Origin of the sequence: Mycolicibacterium confluentis, assembly GCF_010729895.1 — a bacterium.
Lineage (GTDB): Bacteria > Actinomycetota > Actinomycetes > Mycobacteriales > Mycobacteriaceae > Mycobacterium > Mycobacterium confluentis.
The window spans coordinates 5,276,223-5,290,481 of sequence record NZ_AP022612.1 but is presented as its reverse complement, the minus strand read 5'-3'; the positions used below and the strand labels follow the sequence as shown (position 1 = coordinate 5,290,481).

Here is a 14,259-nt window from a genome sequence, read left to right as displayed (position 1 = left end):
TCTCAGCCGACCTTGACGAGCTTGAACGGCATGTTGATGTACACCGGCTTGCTCACCCCGCAGGCCCCGCTGGGGCCGGTGGTGATGTCCTCGCCGACCAGCGTCGTCGAGGTCGGATCGACGTACGCGCCCTCGGGGGTCATCGGTTTGAAGCGGAAGGTCTGCAGACCGGGGGCGGTGCTGCCGTCCGGGCAGGGAACCCAGTTCTCGACGGTGTGCTTGACCCACCAGGTGCCGCTCTTCTGGTAGATCGGCGCAGTCCAACCCCAGTCGCTGACGACGGTGCCGGTGCACTCGCCCGGGTAGCTGCAGGTGCTCGTGACCGTCCACGTGCTGCGCAGGCTGGCCTGGTCGTAGAAGACCTCGTTCTTCCGTGCCCACTCGCCGTTGGAGGTGGCGGTGTAGGTGCCGTTGAGGCCCCACGCCGGATTGTCCGCCGTCGCGACGGCGCTGGTGGAGACACCGCCGAGGGTCACGACGGCGGCGGCGGTCACGATTGCGGTCACACGCGGCATTGCCTGCTCCTCGAACTCGCCTGGTGGCACGGACACAGCGGTGATCGAAGTCAACCACCGGAGGGGCTCGGCGGCGGCTGTGCGTGTCCGCTGAGTGGGCCGTTGGCCTCTGGATGGACCGTGCGCCTGCCAGAGTGCCTCGTTGTGCGAGTGAATGTGGTTGCGGCGGCGGTGTCGTTGTCGGCCGCCGTGGTCATGGCAGCGCCCGCGAACGCTGACCCGGTGAACTGTGACGGTCCGACGTGCACACCGGGCATCACGCCCGGTGTGGTCCTGGGTGCACCGTGCTCTGACACAGGGTATTTCGTGTTCGGGACTGCGGTCGCGGGTCCGTCGATCCTGCCGGGCAGACTGGTGTTCTGCGGGTCACCGCGTCGCTATGAACCGCGGTATTTCCGCTCGCCGTCGATGGCCGGAGTCAAGGAATTCGATTCGGAGTGCGCGGGCTACGAAAGATGGGTGGCGCAGGCGCCGGACGGCCTGTTCCTCATCTGCCAGTCGCAGAACGGCGCCCCACGATGGAGACGCGGGGACGCATAGCACCCCCGGCCGCACCCGTCACGGTTTCACCTTCGGCCGGATGAAGACCCCGTCGGCCTGCACGGTCACTGCGCCGGCAGCGTCCAGGATATGGCCCTTCGCATGGGTTTTCCCACCGTCATGGCGGTCGGTCCAGGCCTCGACCCGAAGTCGGCCCAGCGGGGTCGGCGCCACATAGCGCACCGTGAGGGTGCCTGTGAACGCCGGTGCGCCGGGTCGGTGTGCGGTGGCGCTGAGCACGTGGTCGAGCAGCAGCGCGCACACTCCGCCATGGACGAGCCCCGGCGGTCCCTCATAGGGGGCACCGAGAGTGAGTTCCGCAGCGGCGTCGCCATTCTCGTCGCGTTGCACCCGCAGCGGCGGGGCGATCGCGTTTCGCATCCCGATGAGCACATTGCCCCAGGTGAGCGTCCGACCGTCGGTCGTCGTGCGGACGCCGAAGGGCTCGGGATCCAGGCGAGTGCTGAGCAGCGCAGTGGCCTCTTCGATCAGCGCATGGGCGCGTCGCACGTCGGCGTCGTCGGCCTGGCTGCGAATCGTGGCGTCGATGAGCGTGCGCAGTGACTGCGTCAGCGGACCGAAGGTGTCTTCGGTGCGCTGTACCTCGTCCGGGGTGAGTGGACTGCTCACGGGGTGTTTCCGGCCGCCATGTCGAGTGCGGCCAAGTGGCTGAACAACATTGAGGCGCCGATCGGATTTCCGCCGCCGGGATAGGTGGTGCCGCTGACCGCAGCCATGGTGTTGCCGGCCGCGTACAACCCCGGGATGGGGGAGCCGTCGCGGTTGAGCACCCGGGCATGGGTGTCGGTGCGCAGACCACCCTTGGTGCCGAGGTCCGAAAGGCCGAAAGCCGCAGCGTGATACGGCGGGGTGTCGATGGGGACCAGCGGTGAAGCACCATCGGTGAAGACCCGATCGTAGGGTTCGTCGCCGCGGCCCAGGTCAGTGTCGACACCGTCGGCGGCCAGCGTGTTGAACCGTTGGATCGTCGCTTCCAGGTTCGCCGCCGGAACCCCAATGGCCTCGGCGAGTTCACCGAGGGTGTCGGCGGTGTGCCACAGGCCAGCCTCGCGGTACTGCGCGGCGTCGACCATCGACACGTTCGTGGCACCGACGGGAGGAATGTCACCGGCCCGGTTGTCGTAGACCATCCAGAACGGCAGCGTCGTCTGACCGGCCTCGATCTGTCGGATCACCTCGCGGCCGATGCGGTCGTAGGGGGCCGACTCGTTGACGAAGCGGCGACCGTCCTGGTTGACGAAGATGCCGCCGGTGAACCACAGCGCGAACGCCGAGCGGCCGTCGGGGTGGGTCATACCCGGGGACCACCACGCCTGGTCCATCAGATCGGTGTCAGCGCCGACCGCCATGGCGGCCTGGTGTGCCATCCCGGTGTTCTGCGGCGCGCCCATGGTGTCCTCGGCACTGCCGGGGACCCGGTACTGGGCCCGCATCGCGGCGTTCTGCTCGAAGCCCCCGGAAGCCAGCAGGACGCCGCGCCGGGCCTGTACCCGCACAGGGCTCCCGTCCTGTTCGATCACCGCGCCGACCACAGCACCGTCCTCGACGATCAGTTCGGTGAGCGGGGCGTTGCGCCGGCAGTCGGCGTGGGGGAGTTTGTCGAGCGCGGCCAGGAATCGTCCCACCAGGGCGCGGCCGCCCGACAGGAGATCGGGGGCGGGCGCGCCGAGTCGCTCGGTGTCCAGTGGCCCCCGCACCAGGCCGCGGTATCGGCCGAGTGCGGAGTCGGGGAGGGGCACCGGGATGGTGTGCCGGTAGCCGTCGTTGCGGGCGCCCGGCGCGCTGCCGTAGTAGTCCGGCCAGGGCAGCACCATGAACTCGAAGGCCGAGTCCTTCTCCAGATAGTCGATGAACGGCGCGCCACCCAGAACGTAGGTGTCCTGCAGGTCGCGAGGAGTGCGGTCGCCGACGACGGCGTGGAAGTACGTGAGGGCCGCCTCCAGGGTGTCGTCGCTTCCCGCGCGTTGCAGTACCGGGTTGCACGGGAACCACATTCCGCCCCCGCCGGAGTACGCGGTGGTGCCGCCGAACTGATCGGTGGCCTCCACCAGCAGCACCGAAAGCCCCTCTCGGGCCGCGGTGTAGGCGCCCGCGATGCCACCACCTGACCCGGCGACAACGACGTCGACGACCGCATCGAAGTCAGCCACGGCGATCACCGGGGGTCTGCGCTGTGCCGGACATACCACTCCTCGGGTCCACGGATGCGAAGGTTCCTGTGCACTGTCGGCGGTGACAGGCCCGTCGCGCAAGCCTGACCTCCCGGTCAGCGGTTGCAGGGCCCTGCCCTCGGCCATCGGTTGCTAGCCTTGGCGAGTGACAGATGCCGCCGACTCCTCACATGGTGAGCTGAGTGTGTCGCCCACCGGGTGGGCGTTGCTGGGCATGCTTTCCGGCGGTGATGAACTCTCCGGCTACGACATCAAGAAGTGGATCAACTGGGCCATCCAGTTCTTCTATTCGAGCCCGGCGTACAGCCAGATCTACTCCGAACTGAAGCGCCTGGAGCGACTCGGCCTGGTGAGTTCGCGCGTGGACGCGGGCGCGCGCAGTCGGCGGATGTACAAGATCACTCCCGAGGGAATGACCGCGGTCACGCGGTGGGCCAACGAAGAGGCCGTCGAGCCCCCGACGCTCAAGCACAATCCGGTGCTGCGGGTCATGCTGGGCCACTTGATGAAACCGGGTCGCCTGCGCGAGGTCCTGGTTGAGCATGCCGACTACGCGGACAAGATGCATAAGGCCGCCGCCACCGAGGCCCGATGGACCGCGGACCAACCGGCCTGGTCCTACGCGGGGATGGCCCTGCAATGGTCGGAGCGCTATTACGCGTCCGAACGCGAACTCGCACTGCGGATGATCAAGGATCTTGACGCCGTGGAGGAGCACCTGGCCGAGACGGGTGTGCAGAACATCGAATACCCGGTGCGGGAGTACTGGTATGAGGTGGAGCGACGCATCGCCGCCGAGAACTCAGACGGCGCAACCTGACCCCGGGTCAGATGCCGAGCACCTCGCGCGCTCGATCGATCTCATCGGGGTCCGAGGTTGTCGGGATGAGCCGGAGTTCGTCGAGACCGGCTTCGCGCGCGCCGTTCACCGCGGCTCGGAGGGCGGATGCTCCGCAGTTCAATGTCCCTGCGGAGGGGGCCGTCACGTAGGAGGACGCGGGTCCGGTGGCGACGATCTCCTGGTCCCAGAAGTCGCGTACATGTTCTTGGGCCCACACCCTGCGCATCGCGGCCACGGCCTCGTCCATGCGTTGACGCTTCCGTTCGAGCGGGCTGCCGACGGCCAGGTAGTCCTCGTCCCACGCACCGACCCGTACGTCCGAATTTCAGGCGGTGCGGCCCGCGGCGTGATGCGCCGCGATGTACCCGAACACCAGGCCCTGCCCGATGGTGGCACCTGCGCCGGGATAGCTGGCGCCGAAGGTGTTGGCGGCGGTGTTGCCGATCGCGTAGAGCCCCTCGACCACCGAGGCGTCCTCGCGCAGAACCCGTCCCAGCGCATCGGCGCGCAGGCCACCGCAGGTGCCCAGGTCGCTGAGCACGACCTTGACGGCGTAGTACGGGCCAGCTTCCAGCGGTCGCAGGTTCGGATTCGGGGTGACGGTGGGATCACCGTAGTAGCGGTCGTACGCGCTGGCGCCACGGCCGAAGTCGGCGTCGACTCCCGACCGCGCCAGGGTGTTGAAGCGATCCATGGTGGACACCAGATTCTGCGGGTCCACACCCATCCCTCGCGCCAGCGAAGCCAGGTCGTCACTGCGGTGTGCGATTCCGGCGTCGTACCAGGTCTGCGGAATCGGCATCCGCGGAAACAGTTCCGCGGCAAGGACATAGCTGTTCCGATACTGCTGATCGAAGATCATCCACATGTCTTCGATCGGGTTGGCAGCGCGTTCGCGTTCGAGCACCTTCTGACCGAAGGACATGTAGTCCATGGCCTCGTTGATGAAGCGACTGCCGGTCTGGTCCACCAGGAGACAGCCCGGGAGAGATCGTTCGGCGAGCATGACGGTCGGGTCGCCACCGGGTAGTGGGGCGAAGGCGGGGAACCACCAGGCCTGGTCCATCAGGCCGATGTCGGCCCCGCAGGCGTCTTGTGCAAGCCTGATGCCGTCGCCGGTGTTGCCCTCGGCGCCCAGGCTGGCGTGCTCGCCAAGGGATTCGGACTGGAATTTGTGCCGCCAGCTCATCTGGTGGTCGAACCCGCCCGCGGCCAGCACCACACCGCGGCGGGCCGTCACGGTGACCTCGGCGTTGTCCCGTTTCACTACCGCGCCGGTCACCCGATCGCCCTCGAGGACCAGGTCGGTGACGGGCGAATCGGTCCACACGGGAATGCCGGCCCGCAGCACCCCGGCGTACATCCCTGCCGCCAGGGCCTGCCCGCCCGCCGCATAGCGCCGGCGCAGGGCAAGGCCGCCGATGCCCTGGAAGGCCCGCAGCAGGATTCGCGGTATCGCCTTTCGCGGCACCCTGGCCATCAGGTTGAGCCAGCGGTAGTCGGCGCCGGTCACCGGCATGGGGAACGAGGACTTCATCACCCCGGGCCGCAGACGTGCCAATTCCGGCCCCAGGACAGCGGTGTTGAAGGGGCGGCATTCGCAGGTCCGGCCCAATGCGCTGCCGCCGGGCGCTTCCGGGTGGTAGTCGGAGTACTCCTTGGCCCACAGGAACTTCATGGGCGTCATGCGGCGAAGCATCTCGATGGTCGCCGCCCCGTTGTCGACGAAGGCGTGGGCGCGGTCGAGCGGCGCGGCGTCGCCGACCACGGCGTCCATGTAGGTGTGCCCGGCAGCCAGGGTGTCGTCGGATCCGGACTCCGCCAGGATGGGGTTGGCCGGCATCCAGAACGCGCCGCCGGAACGTGCGGTGGACCCGCCCACATAGGCCGTCTTCTCGAGAATCAGCGTCGACAGCCCGAGTTCATGGGCGGCCAGCGCCGCGGCCATGCCGGTGCCGGAACCGACAACGAGCAGATCGACGGTGAGGTTCTGCGGATCGTTCACCGGCCGATTCTCACAACGGCTGGTGCGCGGTGTCTGGGCCCTGCCCGGTCAGTGGAACATGACCCCGGCACGCCGGTGCTCCGGTGTTAGAACGGGGATGTTCCTGTCAGCAATAACACCAAGGATGGCCGAAATGACTTCGTTGCAGCCCGACGGCGTCGAAGAGGTTCGTCAGATCGAGGCGCAGGCCGCACCGACCCGCTACGCGCGAGGGTGGCACTGCATTGGCCTGACTCGTGATCTGGGCGACGGAAAACCGCATGCCATCAGTGCTTTCGGCGGGAAGCTCGTGGTGTTCCGCGGCGAGGACGGCAAGATCAACGTGCTCGACGCCTACTGCAGGCACATGGGCGGTGACCTGTCCGACGGCGAGGTCAAGGGCAACGAGGTGGCCTGCCCGTTCCACGACTGGCGCTGGGGCGGTGACGGCCGGTGCAAGCAGATCCCCTACAGCCGTCGGGTGCCCAAACTCGCCCGCACCGCGACCTGGCCCACCCTGGAGCAGGACGGCATGTTGTTCGTGTGGAACGACCCCGAGAAGAAGGCTCCGCCGGCCGACGTGACGATTCCCCGAATCGAGGGTGTCGGCACCGACCAGTGGACCGACTGGCACTGGTACACCACGACCGTCCACACCAACTGCCGCGAGATCATCGACAACGTCGTGGACATGGCGCACTTCTTCTACATCCACGGTGGCCTCCCGACGGGATTCAAGAACATCTTCGAGGGCCACGTCGCCACGCAGTACTACAAGAGTGAGGCGCGGCCAGACCTCGGCTCCGGGGAGGGTGCGGAAATCCTCGGAACCACGTCGGTGGCCTCCTACTACGGGCCGTCATTCATGATCGACGATCTGACCTACCACTACGAGCACGGTGACCAGCGCACGGTCCTGCTCAACTGCCACTACCCGATCGACGCGAATTCCTTTGTGCTGCAGTACGGGATCACGGTCGAGAAGTCCGAGGCGGTGCCCGAGGACATCGCGATGCAGATCGCCACCGCACTGGGTGACTTCGTCAAGATGGGCTTCGAACAGGACGTGGCGATCTGGAAGCGCAAGGCGCGCATCGACAACCCGCTGCTGTGCGAGGAGGACGGCCCCGTCTACCAGCTGCGGCGGTGGTACGAGCAGTTCTACGTCGACGCCGCCGACGTGACTCCGGACATGGTGGACCGCTTCGAGTTCGAGATCGACACCACGCGTCCTCGCGAGGCGTGGATGAAAGAGGTCGAGGACAACCTCGCTGCCGGCCGCCTGCCGAGGCTGGTCGGCGTCAACAAGTGATGGTCCGCCCCGACAACCGGCTGGCGGACACGCCGATGCGGCCGGTCGACTGCGGGACGTGCGGGGCACGCGTGCTGGTGCGCAAGAGCAGCTGGGAACAGACCAGCGTGCAGTGGAACGCCGAGTCCACCGCGCGCTGCACGCAACGCCGCTATCCGCTGTCGCGCGACGACGTTCCGCCGCTCTGTTCTCAGTTGCGGGAGTCCATTGAGACCGCGGTCCGCCACGGATCGTTGCCAGTGCTCGACGAGACCGGATTCGACTCTGACGGAAGGGGTTAGCCATGTCAGACCCAACGGAACCCACAACGTGGGACGAGATCGAAGCCGTTCGGCAGCTGAAGGCGCGATACTTCCGGCATCTGGACACCAAGGACTGGGAGGCCTGGCGCGACCTGTTCGCCGACGATGTCGTCGGCACCTTCGACAATGCGGTGGCCACCGAGGGCGCCGATGCGGCGGGTCAAACATGGGTGGGCGTGGACGAACTGGTCACGTCGATCCGAGGGGTGCTCGAGGGATGCACAACCGTGCACCACGGCCACACACCCGAGATCGTCCTGGAAAGCCCGACGACGGCAACGGGCATCTGGGCAATGGCCGACATCGTCGACTTCCCAGGTGGTCACACCCTCACGGGTGCGGGCCATTACCACGAGACATACACCAAGACCGCGGGACAGTGGCGCATTCAATCCATACACCTCACCCGCACTCGGATGGCGTTCACGCAGGCGGAAGGTGCTCATGCGCATCTCGGATAAGGTCTTCGTCGTCACCGGCGCAGGCAATGGGATGGGGCGCGAAGTCGCGTTGGGCCTGAGTCGGCGGGGAGCGCACGTCGCCGCCGTGGACCTCGATCAGGACGGACTCACCGTCACGGCCGAGCGAGCCCGCGCCACCGGCATGCGGATGTCGACTCACGTCCTGAACATCACCGACCCGGAGGCGGTGGCAGCGTTGCCCGCCCATGTCATCGACTTTCATGGCCAGGTCGACGGCCTGGTGAACATCGCCGGAATCGCCCAGAGGTTCGCGCTGTTCGCCGATCTTGAGGCAGACCATGCCGATCGCGTGATGGCGGTGAACTACACCGGCACCGTGCAGATGTGCAGGGCGTTCCTGCCGGTCCTGGTGTTGCGACCCGAAGCCAACATCACCAACATGTCGAGCCTCTCGGCCCTGGTGCCGTTCGCCAGCCAGGTGCTCTACAGCGCAAGCAAGGGCGCAGTGAAACAGTTCAGCGAAGGGTTGGACGGTGAACTCGCGGACACCAATGTCCGTGTCGTGACGGTGTTTCCGGGCAATGTGTCGACCAATCTGGCGCAGAACTCCGGGGTGGAGATGCTCGACGCCGGAGGGCGACGCGTCCTGGCCACCACTCCCGAGGTGGCCGGCAGGAGGATCGTCGAGGGAATCGCGAAGAACCGATACCGGGTGATCATCGGCGCGGATGCCCATGCTCTCTACACGCTGTCCCGCATCGCACCGCGGCGCACCACCCGACTGGTGGCCAAGCAGATCAAATCCGTTCTCTGACAGGGAGCATCGATGCCAACAAGTCGCGAGTATGACGTCATCGTCGTCGGTTTCGGGGCTGCCGGCGCCGCCGCAGCGATCGAAGCCGCGGATCGCGGTGCCCGAGTGCTGGTGCTGGACCGCGGCTACGGAGGCGGCGCCACGGCGTACTCCGGCGGCATCGTCTACGCCGGCGCCGGAACCGCCGAGCAGCGGGCGGGCGGCTACGAGGACAGCGTGGAGAACATGCGCGCCTACCTCGAGCAGGAGGTGACGGGCGCCGTCAAACCCGAGACGCTGATGCGGTTCTGCGAGCAGAGTCCCGGGCTGATCGACTGGCTCAAAGCCCAGGGTGTGGAGTTCCGGGGCGGTACGGTGCCGTCGTACAAGACCTCGTACCCCACCGACGACAACTACCTCTACTACTCGGGCAACGAGAAGGCCTATCCGTATGCCGATCACGCGCAACCGGCCCCTCGCGGTCACCGCGTGCTGGCACCCGGAATGAGTTCCGGTCGCGTCCTGTTCGAGCACCTGCGGGACTCCGCCCTGGCCAAGGGCGTCCAGTTCATTCCGCTCGCGCATGTGGACTCCCTGATCCAAGACGAGGACGGCCGAGTCACCGGCGTTCGATACACAGTGCTGAACACCAAGCATCGGAATGCGCGACGGCATCGGCGCATCAACAAGGCCACCGGGAAGCTGGGGACGTGGATGCCGAGCGTCGTCGCCGGCGCGGTGGACCGAGGTGAACGGCTGCGTGCGGAGGCCAGCGTGCGGGCTGAAGCCCGCGCCGGGGCCGTGATCCTGGCGGCGGGCGGGTTCATCAACAACCGCGATTGGGTGAAGCGGTATGCGCCGGAGTTCCTGAAGATCTCACCGCTGGGCACCGTCGGCGACGACGGGACCGGGATTCGACTCGGGCTGGATGCGGGTGGCGTGACCGACAAGATGGGCAACGTCACCGCCTGGCGCTTCCTCTCCCCACCCAGCGCCTTCCTGGAAGGGCTCACCGTCGGCGCGGACGGGCGACGCATCGTCAACGAGGATCTCTACGGCGCCACCCACGGCAACGTCATGATGCGCGAATTCGGTGGCACCGGATGGGCGATCTACGACGCCGCCACGTGGCGAAAGATCAAGGCGCAGATCAAGGATCAGACCCACGTGTTCCAGCGACTTCAGATCTGGTACCTGCGGTCCATCGGTCACAAGAAGGCGGCCTCGATCGAGGGGATCGCCGAGAAGAACGGCATCGATGTCACCGGTCTGCGCAAGACCGTCGACGAGTACAACCGCGGGATCGACAGTGGAGCAGGCGATCCCGCGCATAAGGATCCCTCACTGTGCCCGTCGCTGGAGCGCGGACCGTTCTACTCGATCAACATCTCCGCCGACTCGTCGTTGTTCTATCCCATCCCCGGCCTGACGCTGGGCGGACTGGTGGTCGACGAGGACACCGGTGCAGTGGTCCATCGCGACGGTGGGGTGGTGCCGGGCCTGTATGCCGCGGGCCGCAACGCCGTCGGCGTGTGCTCCAACAGCTACGTCAGCGGGCTGTCGATCTCGGACTGCGTGTTCGGCGGCCGGCGTGCGGGTGCGGACGCCGTGACCAGGTAAGCGGGCCCACACGCTCCGCCGCCGACCCGCTCGCGCCGCCCCCGCTCCCTCCGCCGCCCGCCCGCTCCGCCGTCAAAATGTGCGGAATTGCATGCTTTTCAGCGGATTTGACTGCAATTCCGCACAAAACATTGTGGCCCCAGGGATAACCCCGGGGCCACAGTGCAACGTCAGCTCAGCTGAGCACGAACGCGCTGAGCGGCGCCTCTTCGGGGTAGGTCGCCGGGCCGCCCAGGTCGTAGGCGGCATTCAGCGCACCGATGAACGCCGGATCATGCAGCGGCGCACTCGGGATGTCGAGCTTGATGCCCTTCTTGGCCAGGTCGTCGACCATGACGTCGATCGCTTTGTCGATCGTCAGATCGTCTGAGTGGTCCATGTTCTTCTTGAGCTCGTCGTAATCCGAGAAGACCTCAGCCGACCAGTGCACCAGGAACCGCAGTTCGTCGGTGTGGTGCCGGGCGATCACGTCGTCACCGTTGCGCAGCACCCAGTGGTCACGGGAGGCAGGATCGCCGGCGAACACGGTGTCGAAGGACAGTCCGGCCGGGACCTGCTGCTCCAGTGGGCCGTTGGCCTCGCCGCGATGCACCATCATCTCGTTCTGCACCACGACACCGCGGTTGTAGACCGGCGGCAGGACTCGCTGGGGTGCCTTGAGCGGGCCTTCGGGCCAGTACGTGAAGCCACTGCCCTCATCGTGGGAGAACCACGTGATGACCTGAGCCATCTTGATCAGATAATCCTGGAACAGGCCGGATTTGCCCATCACGCTGACCAGCCACGTGGGTGCGTTCTCGTAGCGCACGCCACGGAAGCTCGGCGAATCGAGATGGCCGGGATCGCGGTTGCAGCACGGGCCGTTGATGTTGAACAGCATCATCTGCGGCTTGGCGTACTCGGCGTTCCAGTACGACTTCGCCTCTTCCAGGAACTGCGCGTTGTAGAAGCAGTCATGCAGTTCGGGGTAGAGCACGGTGCCGTGGTTGGCCAGGTGCCCGCGGAAGGTCGGGGTCAGGAACAGGTCCAGGGTGGGTTCGAAGCCCTCGGGGAACGCCCCGCTCATCGTCGCCATCAGCTCTTCAGGAGAGGCGAAGTGCTGGGCGATGATCAGTGACCAGGGAGCGTCCTTGCGGACGACGTCGAGCAGGCGCTGCCGCTGATCGTCGGTGTAGACATTGTTGATCTCGCGGGGTGGCGATGCGGGGCGCAGGATGTCGGACAGCTCCATCCGTCGCTCTTCGGTGAGCATCACAGGACTCCTTCACTCATGACAGGCATTTCGTCCGATTGTGTGCGGTGGCACCGGGGTACGGCGCTGAAGTGTCCAACCATCGGGAGGTCAGTCGAGTTTCAGAACGGCAGCGGGTTGGCGAACTTGGCGCGCAGCAGGGCACCGGTCTCCGCCATGGCCAGACGTCCCCGTGCGGTGGCCTCGGACCGCATCAGAAACCCGTGGTAGATGCCGGGGTAGCGGGTGATGGTGGTCTGTACTCCGGCGTAGCGCAGACGCTCGGCGTACCGCTCGCCCCAGCTGTGGATCGGATCGAGTTCGGCGGTCACCACGATGGCCTGCGGCAACCCCGTCAGATCTCTGGCATAGGCGGGCACGCGACGGACGTCGTGGGGCGCACCCGCGCCGACGTCGGCGAGATCATGCATGTAGACGATGTCGTCGTGGAGGAGCATCGGCGCGTCCGGCAGCGCGAGCACCGATGGTGCTGCCATGTCGCGGTCCAGGCCCGGGTACATCAGCACCTGCGCGAAGATCGCCGGCCCGCCGTGGTCACGCAGCTGGAGCGCGACCGCCGCGGCGATGCCGCCGCCGGCGCTGTCGCCGCAGAGCACAAGCTTTCCGGCGTCCCACCCGTACGAATCGGACTCGGCAGCAACCCATCTGGTGACCGCCAGGGCATCCTCGAACTGTGCCGGCGGGGGGTTCTCGGGCGCCAGTCGGTAGTCCACCGCCACCACGACCGCACCACTGGCCGCCGCGAGTGCGCGGGCCAGGGGCTCGAACGACCGGTTGGAACCCATCACCAGACCACCGCCGTGGAGGTGGACGATCACGGGCGCAGGCCCATCGGCCGGTGTTGGGCGGTAGATCCGCACCGGGATCGGCCCGCCGGGACCGGGCACCGTGGTGTCGCTGATCTCCGCCATCGACGGCATGTCGGCCGGCGGTGGTGCTGATTCGATCGCCTCCCGCACGGCCTGAAGTCCGCGTTCCCGTATCGGTGTCGGGGGCCCGAAGGAGGCCACCCGCGCGGCCGCATCGGGGTCGAGAGTGGGTCGGTGCGCGCCAGTCATCGCATGCCCTCAGTGCTTGTCAGGGTCGAAACGCTGTGTGGTCCGCAGTTGCGGCGGCACCTGTGTGGTCAGCACCTGGGCACGATCGGCCATCGCCGTACTCACGTACTCGGGCTGCGTCAGCAGGTAGAAGGCGCCTTCCGCGGCCTGTTCGAACACCACCTCGGCGGCCTCGACCGGATCCATGGCGGCGGCCTTGATGTCGAGCATGGCCTCACGCTGGGATTCCGCCGCGCTGACGGCTGTTCCCGCGCTGTCGGCGTCGACACCACCGGCGGCCTCGAAGATGTTGGACTTCACTGCCCCCGGCAGAACGGCCTGGACATGGACATGGTCGTCGTGGCCGGCCAACTGCACTTCGAGTCGAAGGCATTCGGTCAGCGCGAGCACCGCATGCTTGCTGATGATGTAGGGCGCCTGCAGCGGTACCGCGGCCACCCCACCGATCGAGGACAGGTTCCACACCCAGGACTGCGAGGGCTCGGCCAGCATCTTCGGCAGGAACGCCCGCACGCCGTGGAACACTCCGCTGACATTGATGTCCATCACCCGGTTCCAGTTGGAAACCGGTGTGTCCCAGAGGTACCCGAACTGTTCGACGCCGGCGTTGTTGACCAGAAGCCGGACGGGACCGATGTCGCGGTAGGTGCGTTCGGCGAGTTCGGCCACCGCCTCCGGGTCGCGCACGTCGCACACCACATCGACGGCGCTGCCCCCGGCGGCGATCACCTCGTCACGCAGCAACGCCACCGCCGCGGCGTCGACATCCGCGAGCACCAGCGACATGCCGAGACGATGGGCGTGACGGGCGAGGCCGGCACCGATTCCGGCACCGGCCCCCGTGATGACGGCGACGCCGCCGCCGAACACCTCGAGTGCGCTCACGCGCCTGCCGCGGCGGCGGTCTTGGCGCGGTGCTCCGCGAACGGAATCGAGTCCTCGGCGTCGAGCAGCACCGTCAGGGACGTGAACACCAATCCGTGCTCGCCACGGCGGATTCCGGCAGTGACCACGCCGGAGGACACGTCGAACGGCACGTTGTTGGTGACCTGGTTGACGTACAGGTAGAACCGGACCGAGGTGACGTCACCTTCGGATCCGGTCCGGAAAATGTTGGTGGCGTGATGCCGCAGCGGATACGGATTCTCGTCGCGGTGCTGCTTGAGCCACGCCAGGGTGTCGGCGCCACCGTGCAGTTCGGCCGCGAGAAGTTCCTCGAACGGGCAGTTGCCGGAGTCCGAGCGGCTCAGGTACTCCATCTCATCGGCGACGAACGTGGCGAGCACATCAAACTGACCCTGGTCGTAGTGGTACCAGAATCGCGCGATGAACTCCTGGGCTTCCGACAGCGTGATCTCGTTGCTCATGCTGGGAGTCAACCCCGGCGCTGTGTGCCCGGACACAGTTCCGCCCGGTCAGCGGAACACC

The 14,259-nt window shown here is 66.9% G+C and carries 16 protein-coding genes; 7 read left to right on the top strand and 9 right to left on the bottom strand.

The window, feature by feature from the left end; translation table 11 throughout:
- Positions 1 to 2: 2 nt before the first annotated feature.
- Positions 3 to 515 carry an Rv2253/PknI dimerization domain-containing protein gene (locus tag G6N34_RS24835; protein WP_085152231.1) on the bottom strand — a complete coding sequence of 171 codons (513 nt, stop codon included), beginning with the start codon at positions 513 to 515 and terminating at the stop codon, positions 3 to 5.
- A 195-nt stretch (positions 516 to 710) separates the two neighbouring features.
- On the opposite strand from G6N34_RS24835, the gene G6N34_RS24830 reads away from it, so the two are divergent.
- On the top strand, positions 711 to 1,055 hold the full coding sequence (locus G6N34_RS24830; RefSeq protein WP_085152230.1) for a hypothetical protein: 345 nt from the start codon (positions 711 to 713) through the stop codon (positions 1,053 to 1,055).
- An 18-nt stretch (positions 1,056 to 1,073) separates the two neighbouring features.
- On the opposite strand, the gene G6N34_RS24825 is transcribed toward G6N34_RS24830, so the two are convergent.
- Both G6N34_RS24825 and G6N34_RS24820 read right to left on the bottom strand, forming a co-directional pair.
- Positions 1,074 to 1,685 carry a PaaI family thioesterase gene (locus G6N34_RS24825; RefSeq protein WP_085152156.1) on the bottom strand — a complete coding sequence of 204 codons (612 nt, stop codon included), beginning with the start codon at positions 1,683 to 1,685 and terminating at the stop codon, positions 1,074 to 1,076.
- Entirely contained in the window at positions 1,682 to 3,226 is a 1,545-nt protein-coding gene (locus tag G6N34_RS24820; protein ID WP_207576323.1) for an FAD-binding protein, read from the bottom strand. The genes G6N34_RS24825 and G6N34_RS24820 overlap by 4 nt, the downstream gene beginning before the upstream one ends.
- 166 nt (positions 3,227 to 3,392) lie before the next feature.
- On the opposite strand from G6N34_RS24820, the gene G6N34_RS24815 reads away from it, so the two are divergent.
- Positions 3,393 to 4,067: a PadR family transcriptional regulator gene (locus G6N34_RS24815; protein ID WP_085152154.1), complete on the top strand. Its 675-nt coding sequence runs from the start codon at positions 3,393 to 3,395 to the stop codon at positions 4,065 to 4,067.
- A gap of 7 nt (positions 4,068 to 4,074) precedes the next feature.
- Here G6N34_RS24815 and G6N34_RS24810 read toward each other — a convergent pair whose 3' ends face one another.
- The gene (locus tag G6N34_RS24810) at positions 4,075 to 4,335 is read right to left on the bottom strand and encodes a hypothetical protein (RefSeq protein WP_085152153.1); all 261 of its coding nucleotides are present in this window, start codon (positions 4,333 to 4,335) and stop codon (positions 4,075 to 4,077) included.
- Between the two features lie 78 nt (positions 4,336 to 4,413).
- The gene (locus G6N34_RS24805) at positions 4,414 to 6,093 is read right to left on the bottom strand and encodes a 3-ketosteroid-delta-1-dehydrogenase (RefSeq protein WP_085152152.1); all 1,680 of its coding nucleotides are present in this window, start codon (positions 6,091 to 6,093) and stop codon (positions 4,414 to 4,416) included.
- A gap of 133 nt (positions 6,094 to 6,226) precedes the next feature.
- On the opposite strand from G6N34_RS24805, the gene G6N34_RS24800 reads away from it, so the two are divergent.
- From G6N34_RS24800 to G6N34_RS24780, 5 genes are read left to right on the top strand one after another with little or no spacing between them, the layout of a single operon-like run.
- Complete coding sequence (locus G6N34_RS24800) at positions 6,227 to 7,384, top strand: 3-ketosteroid-9-alpha-monooxygenase, oxygenase component (RefSeq protein WP_085152229.1); 1,158 nt, start codon at positions 6,227 to 6,229, stop codon at positions 7,382 to 7,384.
- Positions 7,384 to 7,665 carry a hypothetical protein gene (locus tag G6N34_RS24795; protein ID WP_179965852.1) on the top strand — a complete coding sequence of 94 codons (282 nt, stop codon included), beginning with the start codon at positions 7,384 to 7,386 and terminating at the stop codon, positions 7,663 to 7,665. Before G6N34_RS24800 ends, G6N34_RS24795 begins: the two co-directional genes overlap by 1 nt.
- Before the next feature lie 2 nt (positions 7,666 to 7,667).
- Positions 7,668 to 8,147 carry a nuclear transport factor 2 family protein gene (locus G6N34_RS24790; RefSeq protein ID WP_085152150.1) on the top strand — a complete coding sequence of 160 codons (480 nt, stop codon included), beginning with the start codon at positions 7,668 to 7,670 and terminating at the stop codon, positions 8,145 to 8,147.
- Complete coding sequence (locus G6N34_RS24785; RefSeq protein WP_085152149.1) at positions 8,131 to 8,922, top strand: SDR family NAD(P)-dependent oxidoreductase; 792 nt, start codon at positions 8,131 to 8,133, stop codon at positions 8,920 to 8,922. The genes G6N34_RS24790 and G6N34_RS24785 overlap by 17 nt, the downstream gene beginning before the upstream one ends.
- Positions 8,923 to 8,934: 12 nt before the next feature.
- Positions 8,935 to 10,521: an FAD-binding protein gene (locus tag G6N34_RS24780; RefSeq protein ID WP_085152148.1), complete on the top strand. Its 1,587-nt coding sequence runs from the start codon at positions 8,935 to 8,937 to the stop codon at positions 10,519 to 10,521.
- 175 nt (positions 10,522 to 10,696) lie between these two features.
- Here the strand turns inward: G6N34_RS24780 and G6N34_RS24775 are convergent, their stop codons facing one another.
- From G6N34_RS24775 to G6N34_RS24760, 4 genes are all read right to left on the bottom strand, one after another.
- Positions 10,697 to 11,773, bottom strand: a complete 1,077-nt coding sequence (locus G6N34_RS24775) for a hypothetical protein (protein ID WP_085152147.1) — start codon at positions 11,771 to 11,773, stop codon at positions 10,697 to 10,699.
- Between the two features lie 101 nt (positions 11,774 to 11,874).
- Entirely contained in the window at positions 11,875 to 12,831 is a 957-nt protein-coding gene (locus tag G6N34_RS24770; RefSeq protein ID WP_085152146.1) for an alpha/beta hydrolase, read from the bottom strand.
- Positions 12,832 to 12,840: 9 nt separating this feature from the next.
- Positions 12,841 to 13,716 carry an SDR family NAD(P)-dependent oxidoreductase gene (locus tag G6N34_RS24765; RefSeq protein ID WP_085152145.1) on the bottom strand — a complete coding sequence of 292 codons (876 nt, stop codon included), beginning with the start codon at positions 13,714 to 13,716 and terminating at the stop codon, positions 12,841 to 12,843.
- Entirely contained in the window at positions 13,713 to 14,198 is a 486-nt protein-coding gene (locus G6N34_RS24760; protein ID WP_085152144.1) for a polyketide cyclase, read from the bottom strand. Before G6N34_RS24760 ends, G6N34_RS24765 begins: the two co-directional genes overlap by 4 nt.
- Positions 14,199 to 14,259 lie beyond the last annotated feature (61 nt).